Source organism: Saccharothrix carnea (genome assembly GCF_003014735.1).
Classification (GTDB): Bacteria; Actinomycetota; Actinomycetes; order Mycobacteriales; family Pseudonocardiaceae; genus Actinosynnema; species Actinosynnema carneum.
On record NZ_PYAX01000001.1, the window covers coordinates 162043 to 185829 of the forward strand.

Here is a 23787-nt window from a genome sequence, read left to right on the forward strand (position 1 = left end):
CGTGACGTGGAAATAAGAGGCCGCCCCGACGTCGTTGTCGGGGCGGCCGGGTATCCAGCGAAACGGCGGTCTGAGGGGTTACACGACAGCCAGCGGGAGCATGTTGGGGATCACCGGGGACGGCAGGTCCGACGAGCCGGTCAGGTAGCGGTCCACGGCGTTGGCCACCGAGCGGCCCTCGGCGATCGCCCAGACGACCAGGGACGCGCCGCGGTGGGCGTCACCGCAGACGAACACGCCGGGCGACTGGGTCTGCCAGTCCGAGCCGCACGAGATCGTGCCGCGCGAGGTGAGCTGGATGCCGAGCCCGTCCAGCAGCGGCATGTGCTCGACGCCCTCGAAGCCGATGGCCAGCAGCACCAGGTCCGCCGGCAGCACCTCGACCTCCTCGGACGTCGGCACGACCTGGCGCCGACCGGAGGCGTCCTTCTCCACCCGCACCTTGCGCAGCTGGATGTGGCGCACGTGCCCGTCCTCGTCGCCGACGAACTCCTCCACCGCGACGGCGAACTTCCGCTCCCCCGCCTCCTCGTGCGCGGGGTAGGTGCGCAGGATGTACGGCCACGTCGGCCACGGCGAGCGGGCGTCGTCCCGAGTGGACGGTGGCATCGGGTACTGGTCCAGCTGCAGCACCGATGCCGCGCCCTGGCGGGACGCCGTGCCGTAGCAGTCGGCACCGGTGTCGCCGCCGCCGATGATCACGACGTGCTTGCCCGCCGCGTCGATCGCCGCCGGCCCGTCGCCCTCGCACGTCCGGTTCGCGGGCACGAGGTGCTCCATCGCCAGGTGGATGCCCTCCAGCGAACGCCCCGGCGTGGTCGTGTCGTCACGGCCCCGCAGGGCACCGACCGCGAGCACCACCGCGTCGAACTGCGACCGCAGCTCCTCGACGGTGAGGTCGACGCCGACCTCGCAGCCGGTGACGAACTTCGTGCCCTCCTTGCGCAGCTGCGCGAGCCGCCGGTCGAGGACCTTCTTCTCCATCTTGAACTCGGGGATGCCGTAGCGGAGCAGCCCGCCGAGCCGGTCGTCGCGCTCGAACACGGTGACCTCGTGCCCCGCCCGGGTGAGCTGCTGCGCCGCCGCGAGCCCGGCCGGGCCGGAACCGACGACCGCCACCCGACGACCCGACGACACGTGCGACTGCACGGGCGGCACGAGCCCCTGTTCCCACGACACGTCGGCGATGGCCTGCTCGACCCGCTTGATCGCGACCGGGCCGCCCGCGTCGTGGCTGATCGACAGCACGCACGCCGCCTCGCACGGCGCGGGGCACAGCCGGCCGGTGAACTCGGGGAAGTTGTTCGTCGCGTGCAGCCGGTCGGACGCGGTCTCCCAGTCGCCGCGGCGCACCAGGTCGTTCCACTCGGGGATCAGGTTGCCCAGCGGGCACCCGGCCGACCCGGAGTGGCAGAACGGGATGCCGCAGTCCATGCACCGCGTGGCCTGCGTGCGCACCTCCGCGTCCCGCCGCTCGGCGGGGACGTCGAGGTACACCTCGTTCCAGTCGCTGAGCCGCTCGGCGGCGGGCCGCTTCTTCGGCTCGGAGCGGGAGTGCTTGAGGAAACCGTACGGGTCAGCCACGGGAGGCCTCCATGATCGCCTGGTCGACGTCCCTGCCTTCCGCGCGGGCGAGCCTCATCGCTTCGAGCACGCGCTGGTAGTCACCGGGCATGACCTTGGTGAACGACGCGGAACGCCGGGGCCAGTCGCCGAGCAGCGAGGCGGCCACCGCCGATCCGGTGAGCTGGTGGTGGCGTTCCACCACTTCGCGCAGCCAGCGCAGGTCTTCGGCGCCGGGCCGCTGGAGCTCGACCATGGCGGTGTTGACCGCGGCCGGGTCGAGTTCCAGCACGTACGCGATGCCGCCGGACATGCCCGCGGCCAGGTTGCGGCCGGTCGGCCCGAGCACCACGGCCCGGCCGCCGGTCATGTACTCGAACGCGTGGTCGCCCACGCCCTCGGCCACGGCCAGCGCGCCCGAGTTGCGCACGCAGAACCGCTCGCCGACCCGTCCGCGCAGGAAGATCTCGCCGGACGTGGCGCCGTAGCCGATCACGTTGCCCGCGATGACCTGCTGCTCGGCCGCGAACGGCGCGTCCGGGTGCGGCCGCACCACGATCCGGCCGCCGGACAGGCCCTTGCCGACGTAGTCGTTGGCGTCGCCGATCATCTCCAGCGTGATGCCACGGGGGATGAACGCGCCCAGCGACTGGCCTGCCGAGCCGGTGAACGTCACGTGGATCGTGTCGTCGGGCAGCCCGTCGCCGCCGAACCGGCGGGTGACCTCCGCGCCGAGCAGCGTGCCGACGGTGCGGTTGACGTTGCGCAGCGGCAGTTCCAGCCGCACCGGGCGGGCGTCGTTGAGCGCCGCGTCGGCGAGCTGGAGCAGCGTGCGGTCCAACGCCTGGGCCAAGCCGTGGTCCTGGTCGCGGACCTTGCGCTTGGCCGTGCGGTAGGGCGTCTCGGGCACCTCGAACACCGGCGTCAGGTCGAGCCCGGCCGCCTTCCAGTGCTCGATCGCCTCGTCGGTCTTGAGCAGCTCGGCGTGGCCCACGGCCTCGTCGATGGTGCGGAAACCCAGTGACGCCAGCAGTTCCCGGACTTCCTGCGCCACGAAGTGGAAGAAGTTGACCACGTGGTCGGCCTGGCCGGTGAAGCGCTTGCGCAGCTCGGGGTTCTGCGTGGCGATGCCGACCGGACAGGTGTCCAGGTGGCAGACCCGCATCATCACGCAGCCCTCGACGATCAGCGGCGCGGTCGCGAAGCCGAACTCCTCCGCGCCCAGCAGCGCGGCCACCACCACGTCGCGGCCGGTGCGCATGGCGCCGTCGACCTGCACCGTGATCCGGTCGCGCAAACCGTTGAGCAGCAACGTCTGCTGGGTCTCGGCGAGGCCGATCTCCCACGGCGTGCCCGCGTGCTTGAGCGAGTTCAGCGGGGACGCGCCGGTGCCGCCGTCGTGGCCGGAGATCAGCACCACGTCCGCGTGCGCCTTCGCCACGCCCGCCGCGACCGTGCCGACGCCGACCTCGCTGACCAGCTTCACGTGCACGCGGGCCTGCTCGTTGGCGTTCTTCAGGTCGTGGATCAGCTGCGCCAGGTCCTCGATCGAGTAGATGTCGTGGTGCGGCGGCGGGGAGATCAGGCCCACGCCCGGCGTGGAGTGCCGGGTCCGCGCGATCCACGGGTACACCTTGTAGCCGGGCAGCTGGCCGCCCTCGCCGGGCTTCGCGCCCTGCGCCATCTTGATCTGGATGTCGCTGGCGTTGACCAGGTACTCGGACGTGACGCCGAACCGGCCGGACGCGACCTGCTTGACCGCGCTGCGCCGCTCCGGGTCGTACAGGCGCTCCGGGTCCTCGCCGCCCTCGCCGCTGTTGGACCGGCCGCCGAGCCGGTTCATCGCGATGGCCAGCGTCTCGTGCGCCTCCGCCGAGATCGACCCGTAGGACATGGCGCCGGTGTTGAACCGCTTGACGATCGAGGACACCGGCTCGACCTCGTCGATCGGGATCGGCGTGCGGCCCTCGGCGGCGAACGAGAACAGGCCGCGCAGCGTGCCGCCCTGCCGGGACAGCCGCTCCACCTCTTCGGTGTAGCGCCGGTACACGTCCTGCTTGCCCGTCTTGGTGGCGTGCTGGAGCAGGAACACCGTCTCCGGCGTGAACAGGTGCAGCTCGCCCTCGCGGCGGTAGGCGTACTCGCCGCCCACCTCGAGCCTGCGGTGCACCCGGTCGGTCGGGTTGTCCGGGTGGGCGCGGCGGTGCCGCAGCGCCACCTCCTCCGCCAGCACGTCCAGGTCCGCGCCACCGAGCTTGGACACCGTGCCGGTGAAGTACTCGCCCAGCAGTTCGGAGGACAGGCCGACTGCCTCGAACACCTGCGCCGCCGTGTACGCGCCGACGGTCGAGATGCCCATCTTCGACATGATCTTCAACGTGCCCTTGACCAGGGCCGTCACGTAGTTGCGGATCGCCTTGCGCGGTTCGATGCCGGTGATCGCGCCCTGGGCGATCATGTCCTCGATCGTCTCGAACGCCAGGTACGGGTTCACCGCGGCGGCGCCGTAGCTCAGCAGCGCGGCGATGTGGTGCACCTCGCGGGCGTCACCGGTCTCCACGACCAGAGCCACGCGCAGCCGCTCCTTGGTGCGCACCAGGTGGTGGTGCACCGCGGAGACCAGCAGCAGCGACGGGATCGGCGCCATCCGGTGGTCGGAGTCGCGGTCGGACAGCACGAGCGTGCGGGCGCCGTTCGCAATCGCCTCGGACGCCTCCCGGCGCACCCGCTCGACCGCCGCCGCCAGCGCCGCGCCGCCACCGTCCACTTCGTACAGTCCGGACAGGACGGTGCAGGCGAAGCCCGGCAGGTCGCCGTCGTCGTTGATGTGGATGAGCTTGGCCAGCTCGTCGTTGTCGATCACCGGGTAGGTCAGCTTGATGTGCCGGCAGCTGACCGGGCCCGGCTCGAGCAGGTTCTGCTCCGGGCCCATCACCCGGGACACGCTGGTGACGATCTCCTCGCGGATCGCGTCCAGCGGCGGGTTCGTGACCTGGGCGAAGTTCTGCACGAAGTAGTCGTAGAGCAGCCGGGAGCGCTGCGAGAGCGCCGCGACCGGCGTGTCCGTGCCCATCGAGCCCAGCGGCTCGGCGCCCGTGGTGGACATCGGGGCGAGCAGGATCCGCAGCTCTTCCTCGGTGTAGCCGAACGTGAGCTGGCGGCGCACCACGGACTCGTGGCTCTGCACCACGTGCTCGCGGTCGGCCAGGTCGGCCAGCTCCAGCAGGCCCGCGTGCAGCCACTCGTCGTAGGGCAGCTCGTCGGCGAGCTCCACCTTGACCTCGTCGTCGTCGACCAGACGGCCCTCGACCGTGTCGACCAGGAACATCTTGCCGGGCTGCAGGCGGCCCTTGGCCACGACCTGGTCCGCGGGCACGTCCAGCACACCGGTCTCCGAGGCCAGCACCACGCGGCCGTCCGCGGTCTGCCACCAGCGGGCCGGGCGCAGGCCGTTGCGGTCCAGCACCGCGCCGACCAGCGACCCGTCGGTGAACGTGACGCACGCCGGGCCGTCCCACGGCTCCATCAGGCTCGCGTGGAACTCGTAGAACGCGCGCCGCTTCGGGTCCATCGAGGTGTGGTTCTCCCACGCCTCCGGGATCATCATCAGCACCGCGTGCGGCAGGCTCCGGCCGCCCAGGTGCAGCAGCTCCAGCACCTCGTCGAAGCTCGCCGAGTCCGAGCCCTCGGGGTGGCAGATCGGGAACAGCCTGGTCAGGTCGCCCGGGATCAGGTCGGACGCGAGCAGCGCCTCACGGGCCCGCATCCGGTTGCGGTTGCCGCGGACCGTGTTGATCTCACCGTTGTGGGCGACGTACCGGAACGGGTGCGCCAGCGGCCACGACGGGAACGTGTTGGTGGAGAAGCGGGAGTGGACCAGGGCGATCGCGCTGGCCAGCCGCTCGTCGCGCAGGTCGGGGAAGAACGCGGGCAGCTGGCCCGTGGTCAGCATGCCCTTGTAGACGATCGTCCGCGACGACAGCGACGGGAAGTACGTGCCGACGTCGGCCGCCGTGCTCTCGTGCTCGACCCGCTTGCGCAGGGCGAACGTGAGGCGGTCCAGCTCGACGTCACGCCGTCCGGTCTCGCTGCGGACCAGCAGCATCGCGAAGTGCGGCATCACCGACCGGGCGGTCGGGCCGACACCGGCGTGGTCGGGCGCCGTGGGCACGTCGCGCCAGCCCAGGACCTGCAGGCCCTCCTCGGCGGCGATCCGCTCGGCCAGCTCGACGGCCTTCGCGCGCGGCTCCTCGTCGGCGGGCAGGAACGCGATGCCCGCCGCGTACGCGCCCGGCTCCGGCAGCTCGAAGTCCAGCACGTCGCGCAGGAACGCGTCGGGCAGCTGCAGCAGGATCCCGGCGCCGTCGCCGCTGGTCGGCTCGGCACCCGCGGCGCCTCGGTGCTCCAGGTTGGCCAGCGCGGTGAGCGCGTCGACGACGATGTCGTGCGAGCGCCGGCCCTTGATGTCGGCGACCATCGCCACACCGCAAGCGTCACGTTCCGCGGCGGGGTCGTAGAGCCCCTGCGGGGACGGGATGGCGGAGAAGATCACTGCGCAGACCTCCTTCGTCGTCCTTGGTGAAAGAACGAGTCCTCGTGTCCAGGTCCTGGAATCCGGGTGCTGGGCACGGGACGACGATGGCCCGCGTGTTGACGCGACTTTAACAGTCGCGAAACCGAACCACACCATCCTTCGGGTGATCTTGGCCGGCGACGCGTAACGATTCGGCCCGTTCGAGCGATACCAGGGCCGGTTTGTTTACGCGTTGGTAAGCATAACGGAGGGCCGCCCGCCACGCGCGTCGGTGAGAGCCGGCCAACACGCCCCGACGGGCCCCGGTGTTGATCGAATCCGCAGGTGAGCCCCCGTGCGTCGCCTGGTGGGGCGACGCCGCCGGGGGCTCACGTGCGGTGTCTCAGCGGGTGGCCGCACCCACCGGTTCACGCTCCGTGAGGTCCTCGTCACCGTGCTGACGTTCCATGAGGGCGTCCACGTCCACCTGAGACGGGTTGTCCATCACTTCGCGCAACCGGTCGCGGTCCAACTGGCCCTGCCACCGCGCCACCACAAGGGTGCCGACGCCGTTGCCGATGACGTTGGTGATGGCCCGCGCCTCGGACATGAACCGGTCGATGCCCACGATCAGCGCGATGCCGACCGCCGGGATCGCGCTGTTGCCCTCGAACGCGCTCAGCGACGCCGCCAGCGTGACCAGGCCCGCGCCCGTCACGCCCGCCGCGCCCTTGCTGGCCAGCAGCATGAACAGCAGCAGCCCGATCTGGGTGCCCAGTCCCACCTCGACGCCCGTGGCCTGGGCGATGAAGATCGCGCCCATGGTCAGGTAGATGCACGTGCCGTCCAGGTTGAACGAGTAGCCGGTCGGGATCGTGAGGCCCACCACCGACTTGTCGGCGCCCGCCGCCTCCAGCTTCACCAGCATCCGCGGCAGCACCGTCTCCGAGGACGACGTGCCGAGCACGATCAGCAGTTCGTCCTTGATGTACCGGAGGAACTTGAAGATCGAGAACCCGGCGTACAGCGCCACACCGCCCAGCACCACCAGGACGAACAGCAGGCACGTCGCGTAGAACGAGCCCATCAGCCACGCCAGCTTGCCCAGGATCGAGCCGCCGAACTTGCCGATCGTGTAGGCGATGCCGCCGAACGCGCCGATCGGCGCCGCGTACATGACGATCTTGATGACGCCGAACATCACCTTCGCCGTGGTGTCCAGCGCGGACACCACCTTCTCGCCGCGCTTGCCCATGCCCGCCACGGCCACCGCGACCAGGATCGCGACCACCAGCACCTGGATGAGCTGACCGTCGGTGAACGCGCCGAGGAACGACTTCGGCACCAGGCCGAGGATGAAACCCGTGACGCCCGTCTCGGCGGTCTTGGCGTCGGCCAGCGTCTTCTCCGCCGCACCGTCGTTGATCGGGATGGACGCGCCGTGGTGGCCCGGCTGCACCAGGTTCACCACGAGCAGGCCGATCGCCAGCGCCACCGTCGTCATCGCGGTGAAGTACAGGATGGTGCGCAGCGCCAGGCCGCCCGCCTTGGCGAGGTTGCCCAGGCCCGCGATGCCGACCACGACGGTGCAGAAGATCGTCGGCGCGATGACCACCTTCACCAGCGCGATGAAGAAGTCCGCCAGCCACTTCATGCCCGACGCCTGCGCCGGGAAGGCGTAGCCGACGACCACGCCCAGCACGATCGACACCAGCACCCAGAAGTAGAGGTGCCGGTAGATCGGTTTGCGCTCACGTGCCTGCGCGCTGACCACGTCTCCTCCAAGGGGACCGATGGGAGTTGACTGGTGATCCTGAGCACAGCCCGTGGCGGCGACAAGGAGGACGCCGGAAACTTCAGATCCCTCTGACGTAACGCTCCGTTCACCTCGCCCGGTGGGGTTACGCTGCTGGTCGTGCGGGTGTCCCGGCGTTCGGTGCTGCGAGCCGCCGCCCTGGCGGCCGTGCCCGCCGGTGCCGCCGGGTGCACGTCGAGCAGCGCGCCGGTGATCGGCGAACTGGTCCTCGCGACCGGCCCGGACGGTGCCGTGTTCCGCGAGATCGGCGGCGCGCTGGCGGCGGCGCTGGCCGACGAGCTGCCGGCGACCCGGGTGGTGGAGCGCCAGACCGGCGCGTCGGTGGAGAACGTCCGCCTGCTGCGCTCCGGCGAGGTCCACCTCGGACTGTCCTCTCTGGATCCCTTGGTCGACGGGACGTTGCTCAGCGCCGAGGACCCCGGCGGCATCAGCGCAGTCGGCCGGCTCTACGACAGCTTCATGCAGATCGCCGTGCCCGCCGACTCACCGCTGCGGACGTTGTCCGACCTGGCCGGTCGCACCGTCTCGTTCGGCCCGTCCGAGTCCGGCACGGAGTTCACCGCCACCCGACTGCTGTCGTTGCTGGGCATCGAGGTCGACGCCCGCCGCCTGGCCCACGCCGACGCGGCCGACCAACTCGTGACCGGCGCGCTGGACGCGGTCCTGGCCCTGACCGGCATCCCCACGCCCGCTATCACCGACACGCTCCACGCGTTCCCCCTGCGCCTGCTGGACCTGCCCGCCGAGGCGGAAGCCCTGGCCGAGGCCTACCCGGGCCCGTACGTGCCGGCGACCATCCCGGCCACGACCTACGGCGACCTGGGACCGTGCCGCACGTTCGCCGTGCCGAACCTGCTGCTGGCCAGGACCTCGCTCGACGCGGACGTGGTCGAGGTCGTCACCCGGACCGTGTTCACCCAGTCGGCCAGGATCGCCGCCGGCCACCCCGAGGCCAGCCGCATCAACGTGCGGACGGGCATCGCCACCGGCCAGGTCCCCCTGCACCGGGGCGCCGAGCGCTGGTTCCGCGCCACCAAGCGCTAGGCGGTGTTGGTGCCGAGGCGGACGACGGCGTCCAGGCCGTGCGGCTCGGCGGGGCGCAGGTCGAGTTCACCGCCGGCCGACTCGATCAGCTCGGCGCAGATGGCCAGGCCCAGGCCGGTGCCCGCGATGTTCTGGTGACGTGGCGCGCGCCAGAACCGGCTCACGGCCTCGGCTCGCTCGTCGTCCGTCAGGCCCGTGCCGTTGTCGGTCACGTGGAGTTCGACGTGGCCGTCCGTGGTCCGGCCCCACACCTTCACGTGCGTGCCGCCGGAGAGGCGGATGGCGTTGCCGACGAGCTCGTCCAGGACGCTGCCCAGGCCGCCGGGCGGTTCCAGTGCCCGCAGGCCGGGTGGCACGGCGACTTCGAGGCGCAGGTCGCCCGCCAGGGCACGCCAGCCGGGCACGTGGGTGGCGAGCAGGTTGTCCACGTCGACCGGTTCGGCGGCGGAGGCGCTGTCGAGCCGGGTGGCGGCCAGCAGGGTGTCCAGGACGCGGCCCATCTCCTCGGCCTCGTCGACGGCGATGCGCTGCGCCTCGCGGCCCGCGTCACCGGTGACGTGGGGCGCCAGGTTGTCGACCGCGAGGCGGAGGCTGGCCAGCGGGTTGCGCAGCTGGTGGGAGGCGTCGGCGACGAACGCGCGTTGCCGGCGCAGCGCCCGGCCGACCACGTCGACCATCGCGTTGAAGCTGGCGGCGAGCCTGCGCAGCTCCGGCGGCCCGCCGAGCTCGTCCGCGCGGGCGTCGAGCCGGCCACCCGCCACGGCGGCGGTCGCCTCGTCCAGGGTGCGGACCGGGCGCAGCACCCAGCGCGACATCGGCCACGCGACCGCCACCACGCCGAGCATCGGGACCAGGCCGATCAGCGCCAGGACGCCCCACTGGCGCAGGATCGCCGACCGCAGGCCGCCGGTCGGGGAGATCGTGACGACCGCGGCCACCACCTCGCTGTCCCGACCCACCGGTTCGACCACGACGAGGTCCACCTCCTCCCACGGCCACACCGACTGGTCGGTCTCGCCGCGGTAGCCGCCGAACGCCGCCTCCAGGCCCACCTCGACGTTCGGGTCGGTCAGCGGGAACGGCCGGCGCGACGATTCGAGCACCGTGCCGTCCGTGCCGACCAGGGCGGCCGAGATGCCGTAGAGCCGGTCGTAGCGGAGCAGTTCCTCGCGCAACGCCGTCAGTCGGTCCGACGCCAGCGCGTTCTCGGCCAGCGACGCGAACCGGCTCGCGTCACCCAACCGGTCGAGGTAGGTCTCCTGGCTCTCCCGCTGCACGACGGCGAACGCGAGCGGCACGCCGAGGGCCGCGACCAGGGCGACCAGCAGCGGCACGATGAGGACCAGCAGGCGGCGCAGCACGCGGAGGCAACCTCCCGGGGGTGACGTGCGTCATGTCGTCTGCGGGCCGCCCGGCCCGCGGAAGGGGGAATGAGCATGCTACGCAAGGTTGCGGTGTTACTCGCGGCGGTGACGGCGTTCGCGGTGGTGGCGCCGGTGACGGCGTCGGCCGCGCCGGTCGCCTGCACGCCGGTCGACTGGGGGTCCGGCGCCAAGTACGCGTCCCAGACCACGACCGCGCTGCTGACGAACATCCGGGCCGGCCGGCAGGAGTGCTACGACCGGCTCGTGTTCGACTTCACCGGCACGAACGACGGCTACACCGTGCAGTACGTGCCCGAGGTGACGCACGAGGGGTCGGGCAAGCCGGTGCCGCTGCGCGGCGGCGGCAAGCTGCAGATCACGGTGAACTCGCCGGCCTACGACCAGGACGGCAACCCGACCTACACCTACCCGAACGGGTCGGAGCTGGTCGACGTCACGGGCTACCAGACGTTCCGGCAGGTCGCGTGGGCCGGGTCGTTCGAGGGGCAGACGACGGTCGGGCTGGGCGTGCGCGCCCTGCTGCCGTTCCGGGTGTTCACGTTGAGCAACCGGGTCGTGGTGGACGTCGCCCACGTGTGGTGACCACCGGTCAGGTGTGGGCTGCCACCCGGTAGCCCACACCCCGGATCGTCTCGATGCGCAGCGCGTCGCCGAGCTTGCCGCGCAGGGCGGCGATGTGGGTGTCGAGGGTGCGTGACGGCGCCTCCCAGTGCGCCTGCCACACCTGGTCCACGATCAGGTCACGGCTGACGACCGTGCCCGCGCGGCCGACCAGCAGGGCGAGCAGGTCGAACTCCTTGCGGGTCAGCGGCACCGGTTCGCCGTTGACCCTGGCCTCCCGGCCGGCCGGGTCCAGGGTCAGCGGGCCGAGGGTGACCTCGTGCTCGCGTGCGGCGGCCCGGGCCGCGCGGGTGCGGCGGAGCACGGCTTCGATGCGGGCCAGCAGCTCGGCCGTGCCGAACGGCTTCACCACGTAGTCGTCCGCGCCGAGCCGCAGGCCCAGCACCCGTTCCCGCTCCTCGCCGCGTGCGGTGACGGTGATGATCGCGGTGCCGGTGCGGTGGCGGAGTTCGCGCAGCACGTCGAGGCCGTCGCCATCGGGCAGGCCGAGGTCGAGCAGCACGACGTCCGCCGGTGGTGCGGTCAGCGCCGCGGCGGCCGTGCCCACCCGGTGGACCTCGTAGCCGGCGTGCCGCAGCGCGGTGAGCAGCCCACGCGCCACCCGGTCGTCATCTTCGACGACGAGGATGCGCACGGCGCCTACTGGCCGGGCTTGTCGCCGGTGTCCGCGGACTTGTCGGACGCGGGCGTCGTGTCCGGGACGGTCGCCTGCTCGGCATCGGCGGTCGGCTCGTCGACGTCGGTCTTCGAGGACGAACCCGCCGTCGCGCGGCTGTCCGCGCTCGCGTACCCGGACTCGGGCGGCTCGGTGGACGGCTCCTCGCGCACGATGACCTCGCGGTCGCCCCTCTTCGCGGCGAGCACGAAGTAGGCGATCGCGCCGAGGAACACGACGACCGACACGATGACGTTGATCCGCAGCCCGAACACCTCGGTGGCCGGGTCGGTGCGCATCAGCTCGATCCAGAAACGGCCGGCCGTGTAGCCCGCGACGTACAGGGCGAACACGCGGCCGTGGCCCAGCCGGAACTTCCGGTCGGCCCACACGATGAGCAGCGCGACGCCGAGGCTCCACAGCATCTCGTAGAGGAACGTCGGGTGCACGATCTCGATCGGGGTGTGGTCCAGCGCCACGCCGCCGAGCTCGTCCTCGAAGCCGGTCTCCGGGTCGACGCGCTCGTAGATCTCCAGGCCCCACGGCAGCGTGGTGGGACCGCCGTAGAGCTCCTGGTTGAAGTAGTTGCCGAGGCGGCCGACCGCCTGCGCCGCGACGATGCCGGGCGCCAGCGCGTCCGCCATCGCGGGCAGCGGGATGCCCTTGCGCCGGCAGCCGATCCACGCGCCGACACCACCGAGGGCGATGGCACCCCAGATGCCGAGGCCACCGTTCCAGATGGCCAGGGCCTCGAGCGGGTTGCGCCCCTCGCCGAAGTACTTGTGGTAGTCCGTCGCCACGTGGTACAGCCGCCCACCGACCAGGCCGAACGGGACCGCGAAGACCGCGATGTCCGTGACCTCGCCCTTCAGGCCACCGCGCGCCACCCAGCGGCGCTCACCCCACCAGATGGCCAGGATGATGCCGAGGATGATGCACAGCGCATAGGCGCGGATCGGGATCGGTCCCAGTTGCCACACGCCCTGGTCGGGGCTGGGGATCGTCGCGAGGTAAGTCGTCACCACGGCCACCACCGTAGTGGGTGCGCCCGTTCGTCCTACGGCGACAGCTCGATTGTTACCGGGAAGGGTCGTTTCAACTTCAGCACGCCGCCCTCGCTGCGCGCCGCTTCCACGTACTGCCCTGCCCGCAACTCGAACATCGTCGCGGTGACCTCGCCGCCTTCCGGATCCACGACGAGGTAGAACGGAATACCGGCATCGGCGTAGAGCTTCCGCTTCAGCACCAGGTCGTTGACCCGGTTACTGGGTGACAGCACCTCCCCTGCCACTACCAGTTGCGCTGCCGGGAGAAGCAAGCCCTCTTCACCTGCCACGTTGACGGTGAAGTCCGGGATGAGCATCCGAGTGCCGGAAATCTTGAGGTTGAGTCCCGGGAGCGCCTCCAAGCCCGGCGGGCAGGCAGCGTCGAAAGCCGAGGCGATGCGGAAGAGCAAGCGCTGGTGGCGGAGGTTGCCGATCGGGCTCATGATCAGCGACCCGTCGACGAGTTCGACCCGCTGCGACGAGTCCTCCGGAAGCGCCATGACTTCGTCCAGCGTCCAGGGTCCGTCGTGTGCCAGCAGGGGGTGGGAGTACTCGTAGTCGGCCAGTGTCGATTCGTAGTCCGCCGGCAGAGCCATGCGACATCACCTCCGGAGGCAGCCCGACGCACGCCAGTGTGGCACGTCGGGTCGTGGATGAGCTTGATCACGAGCCCAGGATGCCGACGCTCACCGACAATTCCGAGCCACAAGAGCCACCGAAAGGACTAGTTCACTCGAACGTGCGTGCTATACGGCCGCTGCCGCTTGGCGCACCCCACTGGCCAACTCCTCGGTCAGCGCCGCCACCGTGTCGTCCTGCACGGCCGACACGAACGCCGAGCCCACGATGACGCCGTCCGCGAACGCCGCCAGCTCGGCCGCCTGCGCTCCGTTCCGCACGCCCAGCCCCACGCCGATCGGCATGTCCGTGTGCTCACGCACCCGCTTGACCAGCGCCGGAGCGGCCGACGAGACGACATCGCGCGCGCCCGTCACGCCCATCACCGACGTCGCGTAGAGGAACCCGCGCGACGAGCGGGCCGTCAGGGCGATCCGCTCCTCCGTGGACGACGGCGCGACCAGGAAGATCCGGTCCAGGTCGTGCGCGTCCGTCGCCGCGATCCACTCGGCACCCTCGTCCGGCACGAGGTCGGGCGTGATGACGCCCAGCCCGCCGGCCGCCGCCAGGTCACGCGCGAACCGGTCCACCCCGTAGGCCAGCACCGGGTTCCAGTACGTCATCACGACCGCGCGCCCACCGGCCGCCGCCACCGACTCGACCACGCCGAACAGGTCACGCACCCGGAACCCGCCGCGCAGCGCCTGCTCGGCCGCCCGCTGGATCGTCACGCCGTCCATCACCGGGTCGGAGAACGGCAGGCCGACCTCGACCAGGTCGCACCCGGACGACACCATCGTCCGCAGCACGTCCTTCGACCCCTCGACCGTGGGGTAGCCGGCGGGCAGGTACCCGATCAGGGCCGCGCGCGACTCCGCCCGACAAGCCGAGAAAACCGGTTCAAGCCTGCTCACGACTCCACCCCCAGCCCGAACCACTTGATCGCGGTGTCCATGTCCTTGTCGCCGCGCCCGGACAGGTTCACCAGGATCAACCCGTCCGGGCCCAGCTCACGGCCCAGCACCAGGGCACCGGCCAGCGCGTGCGCCGACTCGACCGCCGGGATGATGCCCTCCTCGCGCGACAGCAGCGCGAACGCCTCCATCGCCTGGGCGTCGGTCACCGGCCGGTACTCGGCCCGCCCGCTGTCCTTCAGGAACGCGTGCTCGGGGCCGACGCCGGGGTAGTCCAGACCGGCCGAGATGGAGTGCGCCTCGGCGATCTGCCCGTCCTCGTCCTGCAGCACGTACGACATGGCACCGTGCAGCGACCCGGGCGTGCCCGCGGTGAGCGTCGCGCCGTGCCGGTCGGTGTCGATGCCGTCGCCGCCGGGCTCCAGGCCGACCAGCCGCACGGACGGGTCGTCGATGAAGCCGTGGAAGATGCCGATGGCGTTCGACCCGCCGCCCACGCACGCCGCCACGACGTCGGGCAGCCGGCCGGCCTTCTCCAGGATCTGCTCGCGCGCCTCGATGCCGATGATCCGGTGGAAGTCGCGCACGAGCACCGGGAACGGGTGCGGCCCGGCGGCGGTGCCGAGCAGGTAGTGCGTGTCGTCGACGTTGGCGACCCAGTCGCGCAGCGCCTCGTTGATGGCGTCCTTCAACGTGCGCGAGCCGGTCTTGACCGGGATGACCCGCGCGCCGAGCAGCCGCATCCGGGCCACGTTGAGCGCCTGCCGCTCGGTGTCGACCTCGCCCATGTAGACGACGCAGTCCAGGCCCATCAGGGCGCAGGCGGTGGCCGTGGCCACGCCGTGCTGGCCGGCGCCGGTCTCGGCGATGACCCGCTTCTTGCCCATCCGCTTGGTCAGCAGCGCCTGGCCCAGCACGTTGTTGATCTTGTGCGAACCGGTGTGGTTCAGGTCCTCGCGCTTGAGGAAGATCCGCGCGCCGCCCGCGTGGGCGGCGAACTTCGGCGCCTCCGTGAGCAGCGACGGACGTCCGGCGAAATCGCGCAGGAGGCGCGCGAACTCGTCCAGGAACTCGGGGTCGACCCGCGCCTTCTCGTAGAACGCGGCGAGCTCGTCCACCGCGGCGATGAGCGCTTCCGGCATGAACCGGCCGCCCCACGGCCCGAAGTGGCCCCGCTCGTCCGGGTCGTGGGGTGTCGGAGCCAACTGGCCGCGCGCCATGCGCTCTCCTCCTACGGGTCTTACCGGCTCGGCCGGGGACACGCGGGGTGCGACCCCGCCGTCACCAGCTTGTTCACCGCGACCTTGGGGTCGCCGCTCGTCACCAGGCTCTCGCCGACCAGCACCGCGTCGGCGCCCGCGCCCGCGTACGCCATCAGGTCACCCGGACCGGTGACACCGGACTCGGCGATCTTGATGGTGTCGAAGGGCAGGCCGGGCGCGATCCGCCCGAACACGTCCTTGTCCACTTCCAGCGTGTGCAGGTTGCGGGCGTTCACGCCGATGACGCTCGCACCCGCCTCCAGCGCGCGGTCGGCCTCCTCGGCCGTGTGCACCTCGACCAGGGCCGTCATGCCCAGCGACTCGACCCGGTCCAGCAGCGACACCAGCGCGTTCTGCTCCAGCGCCGCCACGATCAGCAGCACCAGGTCGGCGCCGTGCAGGCGCGCCTCGTGCACCTGGTACGGGCTGACGATGAAGTCCTTGCGCAACAGGGGAACGCCCACCGCCGCGCGCACCGCGTCGAAGTCCTCCAGGGACCCGCCGAACCGGCGCTGCTCGGTCAGCACGCTGATCGCCCGCGCGCCGCCCAGCTCGTACTGCACGGCCAGGTCCGCCGGTTCCGGGATGTCGGCCAGCTGCCCCTTGGACGGGCTGCGCCGCTTCACCTCGGCGATCACGCCGACACCCGGCGAGCGCAGGACCGACATCACGTCCTGCGGTGGCGCCACCTTCGCCGCCTTTTCCCTGAGCACGTCGAAGGGCAGTGCCGCCTCGCGCTCGGCGAGGTCCTCGCGGACGCCTTCGATGATCGACTCGAGCACGGTCATCCGAGCACCTCGCTCGACTCCGTCAGACCTTCCGGTTCAGTCGCAAGCTCCCGCACGTCATGCTCCCCTTCCCGCCACGAGGATGCTAACCCCGCCGCGAACCCCGTCCGGCCACCGGGTGGGCCCGTTCCCCCTGATGACCAGGGCCCTTCACGAGCCGACGTGCGCAAACGTGCGCCGCCGGTGCGTCAGTGGCACGTCAGCGTGCCGTCAGTCCCGCTCAGTGGGATCGTCCCCCCGCTCCAGGGCGTTCCACAGCTCGCGCTCGGGATCGGCGGTCCGCTTGGCCGCGCCGGGCGTCTGGTAGCCGCCTCCCAGGCGCGGCATGGCCGATCCGCGCACGACGAGCAGCACGCCCGCCCCGACCACGAGCACCGCGCCCAGCAGCACCAGGCCGCGGCCGGTCAGGGGCCCGTCGGCGTCCACGCCTTGGAACGCCGACGCCACGCCCGCGAGCAGCACGACGACGCCGAGCACGCGCCGCACCCAGCCGCTCAGCGCCACCACGGCGGCGATCGCGGCCAGGCACAGCAGCGCCAGCGGGGTCAGCGCGGGCACCACGTCACCGCCGCTTCGGTCCGCCGAAGCGTCCCAGGACATCGCGGCGGCGCCCCACAACGCCACCGCGCCGAGCAGCAGCAGCGCCACCACGATCCACAGTGGACGCCGGGCGGCCGACCCCTCAGACACGGGCGGGGTCCACCGCCGGCGCCATGGTCTGCGCGGTCGCGATGGCCGACAGCACCGCACCCGCCTTGTTCAGGCACTCGTTGTCCTCGGCGACCGGGTCGGAGTCGGCCACGATGCCGCCGCCGGCCTGCACGTACGCCACGCCGTCGCGCACCAGGGCGGTCCGGATGGCGATCGCGGTGTCCGCGTCACCGGCGAAGTCCAGGTAGCCGACGACGCCGCCGTACAGGCCGCGCCTGGTCGGCTCCAGCTCCTCGATCAGCTCCATCGCGCGCGGTTTGGGGGCGCCGGACAGGGTGCCCGCCGGGAAGCACGCCGCGACCGCGTCGAACGCCGTCCTGCCCTCGGCCAGCTCACCGCTGACCGTGGACACGATGTGCATGACGTGGCTGTACCGCTCGACCTTGAAGAAGTCGACCACGGTCACCGAGCCCGGCTTGCACACCCGGCCCAGGTCGTTGCGGCCCAGGTCGACCAGCATGAGGTGCTCGGCGCGCTCCTTGTGGTCGGCCAGCAGGTCCTTCTCCAGCAGGGCGTCTTCCTCGTCGTCGACGCCCCTCCACCGGGTGCCCGCGATCGGGTGAGTCGTGGCCTTGCCGTCGCGCACGGTCACCAACGACTCCGGGCTGCAGCCGACGATGTCGAAGTCGTCCAACCGCAGCAGGTACATGTACGGGCTCGGGTTGGACGTCCGCAGCACGCGGTAGATGTCGAGGGGGTCGGCCGTGGTGCGCATCTCGAACCGCTGCGACAGCACGACCTGGAAGGCTTCACCGGCGCGGATGGCCTCCTTGGCCTTCTCCACCACGGCGTAGTGCTCCTGCTGCGTGCGGCGGCGCACGAACTCCGGCTTGGGCCGGGCGAACACCGCGACCGTGGGCGGCGCGGGGCTCTGCAGGTCCAGCGTCATCGCGTCGAGCCTGGCCACCGCGTCGTCGTACGCGGCGTCGACCCGTTCTGGCGAGTCGTCCCAGTTGATGGCGTTGGCGATGAGCGTGACGGTGCCCTCGTGGTGGTCGAGCGCGGCCAGGTCGGTGGCCAGCAGCATCACCAGTTCCGGCACCTTCAGGTCGTCCTCGGCCAACGACGGCAGCCGCTCCAGCCGCCGCACGGCGTCGTAGCCGATGTAGCCGACCATCCCGCCGGTCAGCGGCGGCAGGCCGGGCAGCGGGTCGGTGCGCAGCACCTCGATGGTCTCGCGCAGCGCCACCAGCGGGTCGCCGCCCTCGGGCAGGCCCACGGGGTGCGGCCCGAGCCAGAACGCCTCGCCGCCGGTGGCGGTCAACGCGCCCGCGCTGCGCGCGCCGACGAACGACCAGCGCGACCAGGAGCGGCCGTTCTCGGCCGACTCGAACAGGAACGTGCCCGGCCGGTCCGCCGCGAGCTTGCGGTACAGCCCGACGGGTGTCTCCGCGTCCGCCAGCAGCCGCCGCACCACCGGGATGACCCGCCGCTGGGCGGCGAGCTCGCGGAACTCCTCGCGCGTCGGGCTGACCTCGCCCAGACCCGCACCTGCACCGATGACGCTCACCATGGCGACATTGTGCCGGTTGTACCTGTGGGGATGTTGGCCGTACCCCAATTCAACACATGTTGAAATACTGCCGGGGTTGCCCCATGATGATGGCGTGAACCCCGGCTCGGACCAAACCGAACCCAAGCGCCGCGGTCGACGGGCGGGCGGCGAGGACACCAAGGCCGCGCTGCTGGCCGCCGCGCGCGAGGTGTTCGTCGAACGCGGCTACGAGGGCGCCACCGTCCGCTCCATCGCGGCGCGGGCCGGTGTGGACGCGGCGATGGTCAACCACTGGTTCGGCGGCAAGGAAGGCCTGTTCGCCAAGGCCGTGCTCCAGGTGCCGGTCGACCCGACCGTGCTGGTCGAACGCCTCCTCGACGGTCCGGACGAGGAGATCGGCGAACGGATCGTGCGCAACTTCATCGGCATCTGGGACCCCATCGGCGGCGGTCAGTTCGCCGCGATGGTGCGCAGCGTGACCGCGCAGAGCCAGGTCGCCGACGTGCTGCGCGGCTTCTTCGTGCAGACGTTGATCAAGCGGGTAGTCATGCACCTGGGCGTGTCCGACCCGGAGCTGCGCGCGACGCTGGTGGCCAGCCAGATCTTCGGCATGGGCATGGTGCGGTACGTGGTGCGGTTCGAGCCGCTCGCCTCGGCGGACGTGGAGACCATGGTCAAGGCCATCGCGCCCAACCTGCAGCGCTACCTGACCGGCGACCTGGGCTGAGCCGCGTCAGTCCTCGGGCGACAGCAGCGCGGTGGCGTCGAAGCACGTCGCGTCGCCGGTGTGGCAGGCGGCACCGACCTGGTCCACGACCAGCAGCACCGCGTCGCCGTCGCAGTCCAGCCGCACCTCGTGCACGTACTGCGTGTGCCCGGACGTCTCGCCCTTCACCCACAGCTGCTGCCGGCTGCGCGAGTAGTACGTGGCGCGGCGGGTGGTGAGCGTGCGGTGCAGGGCGTCGTCGTCCATCCACGCGACCATCAGCACCTCACCGGTGCCACGCCGCTGCACCACCGCGCAGACGAGGCCGTCCGCGGTGCGCTTGAGCCGTGCGGCGATGGACGGGTCGAGCGCGCTGGTCAACGCTGTCCTCCGAGGAAGTGGATCCGGGCGGGCTTGGTGTTGAGCATCACCACGGCGAAGATGTGCGCCGCCGAGAGCAGACCCGACAGCACGCGGATCCACACCGGCACCTGGTTGAGCACCGCGAGCAGGTGGATCAGCGCCACCAGGCCGAACACGAACGCGGCGATCAGCCGGGCCGGGCGCGGACCGGCCACCAGGCCGCCCACCGCGAGCAGCCCCAGCACCGCGACGATCACCGGGAACTTGAACGCCACCGGGTCGTCCTGGACCTGCCACTGGATCAGCCCCATGAGCGCGAACACCAGGGCGCCCACCGCGCCGATCACCGTCGCGAGGAACACCTCGATGGGCCCGTTGCGCGGGTTCCGCATCAGCGCACCTCCACGCCCGCGGCGCGCAGGCTCTGCTTCACGTCGCCGATGCGCAGCGTGCCGAAGTGGAACACGCTGGCCGCGAGCACGGCGTCCGCGCCCTCGGCCACGGCGGGCGGGAAGTGCTCGACCGCGCCCGCGCCGCCGCTGGCGATCAGCGGCACGTCGACCACCTCGCGGGTGAGCCGGATCAGCTCCAGGTCGAACCCGGACTTGGTGCCGTCGGCGTCCATGGAGTTCAGCAGGATCTCGCCGACGCCCAGCTCCTGGCCCCGCGCGGCCCACTCGACGGCGTCGATGCCGGTGCCCTTGCGGCCACCGTGCGTGGTGACCTCGAACCCCGAAGGGGTGGGCCGCTCACCATCCGGGACACGGCGTGCGTCGACCGACAGCACGATGCACTGGGCGCCGAAGCGGCGGGACAGCTCGCCCAGCAGCTCGGGGCGGGCGATGGCGGCCGTGTTCACGCTCACCTTGTCCGCGCCGGACCGCAGCAGCTTGTCCACGTCGTCCGCGCTGCGCACGCCGCCGCCCACGGTGAGCGGGATGAAGACCTGCTCGGCCGTGCGGCGGACCACGTCGAACGTGGTCTCGCGGTCGCTGGACGACGCCGTCACGTCGAGGAACGTCAGCTCGTCCGCGCCCTCCGCGTCGTAGGCCCTGGCCAGCTCGACCGGGTCGCCCGCGTCGACGAGGTTGGTGAAGTTCACACCCTTCACGACCCTGCCCCGGTCGACGTCCAGGCAGGGGATCACGCGCACCGCGACTGACATGGCCGAAAGCCTACGTGGACGCCCTGAGCGGCGGACTTCGGCGTGCCCGAGCGTTCAACTCGGGTGTCCTGAACGTTGGACACACGCGTTCTGAACGTAGGACACGCGGGGCTAAACGTTGGCTTCGTGACACCCGAAAGCGGGATCCGTGGGCGCTGGAGGGCGACGTGGCGGCGAAAGTGTGGTTCACTTGTGGAGGTCGCAAGTTTTGTGTTCGTGTCATCCACGCTCGCGAAACATTGTTTGAGCGTGTGATTCCTCAGGGTCAGCGTTTGGACCGGCCCCAGCGGGTGCGTTCGCCCCGTTGGTAGCTGTATGAGGAGTACAAAGATGGCGCAGGGCACCGTGAAGTGGTTCAACTCGGAGAAGGGCTTCGGCTTCATCTCCCCCGAGGATGGCGGCGCGGACGTGTTCGTCCACTACTCGGAGATCCAGAGCGGCGGCTACCGCAGCCTGGAGGAGAACCAGCGGGTGAGCTTCGATGTCGGCCAGGGTGCCAAGGGCCCCCAGGCGACCAACGTGACGGTCATCTGACCTAGCGTTACTCGCGAAGAGCCCCGTTCCCCTCGTGGGAGCGGGGCTCTTCCGCGTCCGCGGGGCTAACGTTGCCGGACATGGACCTCGCAGCCGGCAAGTACCTGTTGTTGACCACCTTCCGCAAGGACGGCACCGCCGTGCCGACACCCGTCTGGGTCGCGGGCCGGGACGGCACGCTGTACGCGTGGTCCGCCGCCGACGCGGGCAAGGTCAAGCGCATCCGCCGCAGCGGCGACGTCCAGATCGGACCGTGCGACTTCCGCGGCAAGCCCACCGGCGAGCAGATCCCGGCCACCGCCCGGCTGCTCGACCGCGCGGGCAGCGACCGGGTCCGGTCCCTCATCGCCAAGAAGTACGGCGTCATGGGCCGGGTCTCGCTGCTCGGCAGCCGCCTGCGCCGTGGCCGCGACGGCACGATCGGCATCGAGATCAAGCCCGCCTAGCGTCAACCTGAGGTTGACCCACCGGATACCGTCAACCTAGAGTTGACGGATGATCGCGCCACCCGTCCAGCTCACGGACCTCATCGTCACCGTCGCGTCCGAGCACCCGGACGTGCTGGGCCGGCTGGCCGCCGCCGTGGAGCTGAGCGGCCAGCTCGACGAGCTGGGCGACCACCTCATCGGCCACTTCGTGGACGAGGCGCGCCGCGCGGGCGCGAGCTGGACCGACATCGGCGCGAGCCTGGGCGTCACCAAGCAGGCCGCGCAGAAGCGGTTCGTGCCCAAGGAATCGCCGGACCTGAAGCCGAGCTTCGACCGCTACACCGAGCGGGCCAGGCGGGTCATCGTGCTGGCCCGCCACCACGCCCGGTTCAGCGAGCACATCGGCACCGAGCACCTCCTGCTCGGCCTGCTGGACGAGTCCGGCGGCCTGGCCGCCAAGACGATCGCCAAGCTGGAGGCGGCGGAGGGCACCACGCGGATGGCGGTGCTCGCCGAGCTGGACCGCGTGGTCCGGCCGCGGCCCGAGCCGCAGCCGTTCACCGCGCACTGCAAGAAGGCGCTGGAACTGGCCGTGCGGGCGTCACTGCGCCACGGCCACACGTTCGTCGGCACAGAACACCTGCTGCTCGGCCTGCTCGCCGACGCGGAAGGCACCGCGGCCGAGGTCCTCGAACGCACGGGCGTCACCGAGGCGGCCGCGGAGGCCTACATCGTCCGGGAGATCCAGGACGCGATCAGTCGCGGACCGCGGCCAGCGCCTCGGGGAGCGTGAACGCGCCCGCGTAGAGCGCCTTGCCCACGATCGCGCCCTCGACGCCGTCGCGGGACAACGCCGCCAGCGCGACCAGGTCGGCCACGCTGGACACGCCGCCGGAGGCGATCACCGGCGCGTCCGTGCGCGCGCACACCTCGCGCAGCAGGTCCACGTTCGGGCCCGTGAGCGTGCCGTCCTTGCTCACGTCGGTCACCACGTAGCGGGAGCAGCCGTCGCGATCGAGCCGCTCCAGCACCTCCCACAGGTCGCCGCCGTCCTTGGTCCAGCCGCGCGCGGCCACCCGGTGGCCCTGCTCGGTGATCCGCACGTCCAGGCCGACCGCGATCTTCTCGCCGTGCTCGGCGACGACCTTGGCGCACCACACCGGGTCCTCCAGCGCGGCCGTGCCCAGGTTCACCCGCGCGCAGCCGGTCGCCAGCGCGGCGGCCAGCGACTCGTCGTCGCGGATGCCGCCGGACAGCTCGACCCGGACGTCCAGCTCACCGACCACGCGGGCCAGCAGCTCGCGGTTGCTGCCGCGGCCGAACGCGGCGTCGAGGTCGACCAGGTGCACCCACTCCGCGCCGTCGCGCTGCCACGCGAGCGCGGCGTCCAGCGGGTCGCCGTAGTTGGTCTCGGTGCCGGCCTCGCCTTGCACGAGCCGAACGGCCAGGCCATCGGCCACGTCAACAGCCGGGAGCAGCGTGAAAGTCACGCGTTCAGCCTAGTGGACGCTAGTCGACGCTCTTGAGCCAGTTCTCCAGCAGCTGCGCGCCCGCGTCCCCGGACTTCTCCGGGTGGAACTGGGTCGCCCACAGCGGCCCGTTCTCCACGGCCGCGACGAACTCGTCACCGCCGTGCTCGGCCCACGTCACCAGCGGCGCCTTGAGCGTGTCCGACGCGTCCAGCTCCCACTTGCGCACGCCGTAGGAGTGCACGAAGTAGTAGCGGGTGTCCGCGTCCAGGCCCGCGAACAGCTTGGTGTCCTCGGGGGCGCGGACGGTGTTCCAGCCCATGTGCGGCACGACGGGAGCCTCCAGCCGCTCCACCGTGCCGGGCCACTCGCCGCAGCCCTCGGTGAGCACGCCGTGCTCGATGCCCCGCTCGAACAGGATCTGCATGCCGACGCAGATGCCGAGCACGGGACGCCCGCCCGCGAGCCGCTGGCCGATGAGCCGGCCGCCCTTGATCGCGTCCAACCCGGCCATGCACGCCGCGAACGCGCCGACACCCGGCACCACCAGGCCGTCGGCGGCGAGCGCGGCCCGATGGTCGGCGGTCACCTCCACGTCGGCGCCGACGCGCTGGAGCGCGCGCTCGGCGGAGCGGATGTTGCCGAATCCGTAGTCCAGCACAACGACCTTGGGCACCCATCCAGCCTACTG

Annotated in this window: 23 protein-coding genes; 6 read left to right on the forward strand and 17 right to left on the reverse strand. The window is 71.4% G+C overall.

The features are described from left to right. Positions 1–78: 78 nt before the first annotated feature. The 3 genes from B0I31_RS00765 to dctA all read right to left on the reverse strand — a co-directional run bounded on the left by B0I31_RS00765 (position 79) and on the right by dctA (position 7850). On the reverse strand, positions 79–1584 hold the full coding sequence (locus B0I31_RS00765) for a glutamate synthase subunit beta (RefSeq protein ID WP_106613350.1): 1506 nt from the start codon (positions 1582–1584) through the stop codon (positions 79–81). Beyond that, positions 1577–6115, reverse strand: a complete 4539-nt coding sequence (gene gltB, locus B0I31_RS00770; RefSeq protein WP_106613351.1) for a glutamate synthase large subunit — start codon at positions 6113–6115, stop codon at positions 1577–1579. Before gltB ends, B0I31_RS00765 begins: the two co-directional genes overlap by 8 nt. A gap of 364 nt (positions 6116–6479) precedes the next feature. Continuing rightward, entirely contained in the window at positions 6480–7850 is a 1371-nt protein-coding gene (gene dctA / locus B0I31_RS00775; RefSeq protein WP_106613352.1) for a C4-dicarboxylate transporter DctA, read from the reverse strand. Between the two features lie 141 nt (positions 7851–7991). Between dctA and B0I31_RS00780 the strand changes: the two genes are divergently transcribed. Then, positions 7992–8936, forward strand: coding sequence for a TAXI family TRAP transporter solute-binding subunit (locus B0I31_RS00780; RefSeq protein WP_245949568.1), 945 nt, complete (start codon positions 7992–7994; stop codon positions 8934–8936). On the opposite strand, the gene B0I31_RS00785 is transcribed toward B0I31_RS00780, so the two are convergent. Beyond that, positions 8933–10297, reverse strand: a complete 1365-nt coding sequence (locus B0I31_RS00785) for a sensor histidine kinase (protein WP_106613353.1) — start codon at positions 10295–10297, stop codon at positions 8933–8935. The genes B0I31_RS00780 and B0I31_RS00785 overlap by 4 nt on opposite strands. A gap of 75 nt (positions 10298–10372) precedes the next feature. Here B0I31_RS00785 and B0I31_RS00790 point away from each other — a divergent pair, with 75 nt between their 5' ends. Next, positions 10373–10903 (forward strand): AMIN-like domain-containing (lipo)protein, encoded by a 531-nt coding sequence (locus tag B0I31_RS00790; protein ID WP_106613954.1) that lies wholly within the window; start codon positions 10373–10375, stop codon positions 10901–10903. Positions 10904–10910: 7 nt separating this feature from the next. On the opposite strand, the gene B0I31_RS00795 is transcribed toward B0I31_RS00790, so the two are convergent. From B0I31_RS00795 to B0I31_RS00830, 8 genes are all read right to left on the reverse strand, one after another. Then, a complete protein-coding gene (locus B0I31_RS00795) occupies positions 10911–11576 on the reverse strand; it encodes a response regulator transcription factor (RefSeq protein WP_106613354.1) in 666 nt (221 codons plus the stop codon). A gap of 5 nt (positions 11577–11581) precedes the next feature. After that, the gene (gene lgt / locus B0I31_RS00800; protein WP_106613955.1) at positions 11582–12619 is read right to left on the reverse strand and encodes a prolipoprotein diacylglyceryl transferase; all 1038 of its coding nucleotides are present in this window, start codon (positions 12617–12619) and stop codon (positions 11582–11584) included. Positions 12620–12654: 35 nt separating this feature from the next. Then, complete coding sequence (locus B0I31_RS00805) at positions 12655–13239, reverse strand: Uma2 family endonuclease (RefSeq protein ID WP_106613355.1); 585 nt, start codon at positions 13237–13239, stop codon at positions 12655–12657. A 150-nt stretch (positions 13240–13389) separates the two neighbouring features. Further along, complete coding sequence (gene trpA / locus B0I31_RS00810; protein ID WP_106613356.1) at positions 13390–14175, reverse strand: tryptophan synthase subunit alpha; 786 nt, start codon at positions 14173–14175, stop codon at positions 13390–13392. Beyond that, positions 14172–15395, reverse strand: a complete 1224-nt coding sequence (trpB, locus tag B0I31_RS00815) for a tryptophan synthase subunit beta (RefSeq protein WP_106613357.1) — start codon at positions 15393–15395, stop codon at positions 14172–14174. Before trpB ends, trpA begins: the two co-directional genes overlap by 4 nt. A gap of 20 nt (positions 15396–15415) precedes the next feature. Continuing rightward, entirely contained in the window at positions 15416–16225 is an 810-nt protein-coding gene (gene trpC, locus B0I31_RS00820; protein ID WP_106613358.1) for an indole-3-glycerol phosphate synthase TrpC, read from the reverse strand. A gap of 210 nt (positions 16226–16435) precedes the next feature. Beyond that, positions 16436–16915, reverse strand: coding sequence for a Trp biosynthesis-associated membrane protein (locus B0I31_RS00825; protein WP_106613359.1), 480 nt, complete (start codon positions 16913–16915; stop codon positions 16436–16438). Beyond that, positions 16908–18449: an anthranilate synthase component I gene (locus B0I31_RS00830; protein WP_106613360.1), complete on the reverse strand. Its 1542-nt coding sequence runs from the start codon at positions 18447–18449 to the stop codon at positions 16908–16910. Before B0I31_RS00830 ends, B0I31_RS00825 begins: the two co-directional genes overlap by 8 nt. A gap of 94 nt (positions 18450–18543) precedes the next feature. On the opposite strand from B0I31_RS00830, the gene B0I31_RS00835 reads away from it, so the two are divergent. Then, on the forward strand, positions 18544–19158 hold the full coding sequence (locus B0I31_RS00835) for a TetR/AcrR family transcriptional regulator (RefSeq protein WP_245949569.1): 615 nt from the start codon (positions 18544–18546) through the stop codon (positions 19156–19158). A gap of 6 nt (positions 19159–19164) precedes the next feature. On the opposite strand, the gene hisI is transcribed toward B0I31_RS00835, so the two are convergent. Genes hisI through hisF form a run of 3 tightly spaced genes read right to left on the reverse strand, consistent with a single transcriptional unit; the run spans position 19165 to position 20665 of the window. Beyond that, on the reverse strand, positions 19165–19518 hold the full coding sequence (hisI, locus tag B0I31_RS00840) for a phosphoribosyl-AMP cyclohydrolase (RefSeq protein ID WP_106613362.1): 354 nt from the start codon (positions 19516–19518) through the stop codon (positions 19165–19167). Next, entirely contained in the window at positions 19515–19892 is a 378-nt protein-coding gene (locus B0I31_RS00845; protein ID WP_106613363.1) for a hypothetical protein, read from the reverse strand. Before B0I31_RS00845 ends, hisI begins: the two co-directional genes overlap by 4 nt. Next, positions 19892–20665: an imidazole glycerol phosphate synthase subunit HisF gene (hisF, locus tag B0I31_RS00850; RefSeq protein ID WP_106613364.1), complete on the reverse strand. Its 774-nt coding sequence runs from the start codon at positions 20663–20665 to the stop codon at positions 19892–19894. The genes B0I31_RS00845 and hisF overlap by 1 nt, the downstream gene beginning before the upstream one ends. Positions 20666–20995: 330 nt before the next feature. On the opposite strand from hisF, the gene B0I31_RS00855 reads away from it, so the two are divergent. The 3 genes from B0I31_RS00855 (at position 20996) to B0I31_RS00865 (ending at position 22420) form a co-directional block, all read left to right on the forward strand. Continuing rightward, positions 20996–21199, forward strand: a complete 204-nt coding sequence (locus B0I31_RS00855; RefSeq protein WP_033437808.1) for a cold-shock protein — start codon at positions 20996–20998, stop codon at positions 21197–21199. A gap of 80 nt (positions 21200–21279) precedes the next feature. Continuing rightward, positions 21280–21645, forward strand: a complete 366-nt coding sequence (locus B0I31_RS00860; protein ID WP_106613365.1) for a PPOX class F420-dependent oxidoreductase — start codon at positions 21280–21282, stop codon at positions 21643–21645. Positions 21646–21694: 49 nt separating this feature from the next. Continuing rightward, positions 21695–22420: a Clp protease N-terminal domain-containing protein gene (locus tag B0I31_RS00865; RefSeq protein ID WP_106613366.1), complete on the forward strand. Its 726-nt coding sequence runs from the start codon at positions 21695–21697 to the stop codon at positions 22418–22420. On the opposite strand, the gene priA is transcribed toward B0I31_RS00865, so the two are convergent. Together priA and hisH are read right to left on the reverse strand one after the other, a co-directional pair. After that, positions 22383–23117, reverse strand: a complete 735-nt coding sequence (gene priA, locus B0I31_RS00870) for a bifunctional 1-(5-phosphoribosyl)-5-((5-phosphoribosylamino)methylideneamino)imidazole-4-carboxamide isomerase/phosphoribosylanthranilate isomerase PriA (protein ID WP_106613367.1) — start codon at positions 23115–23117, stop codon at positions 22383–22385. The genes B0I31_RS00865 and priA overlap by 38 nt on opposite strands. Positions 23118–23136: 19 nt before the next feature. Further along, positions 23137–23772, reverse strand: coding sequence for an imidazole glycerol phosphate synthase subunit HisH (gene hisH, locus B0I31_RS00875; RefSeq protein WP_106613368.1), 636 nt, complete (start codon positions 23770–23772; stop codon positions 23137–23139). Between the last annotated feature and the right edge of the window lie 15 nt (positions 23773–23787).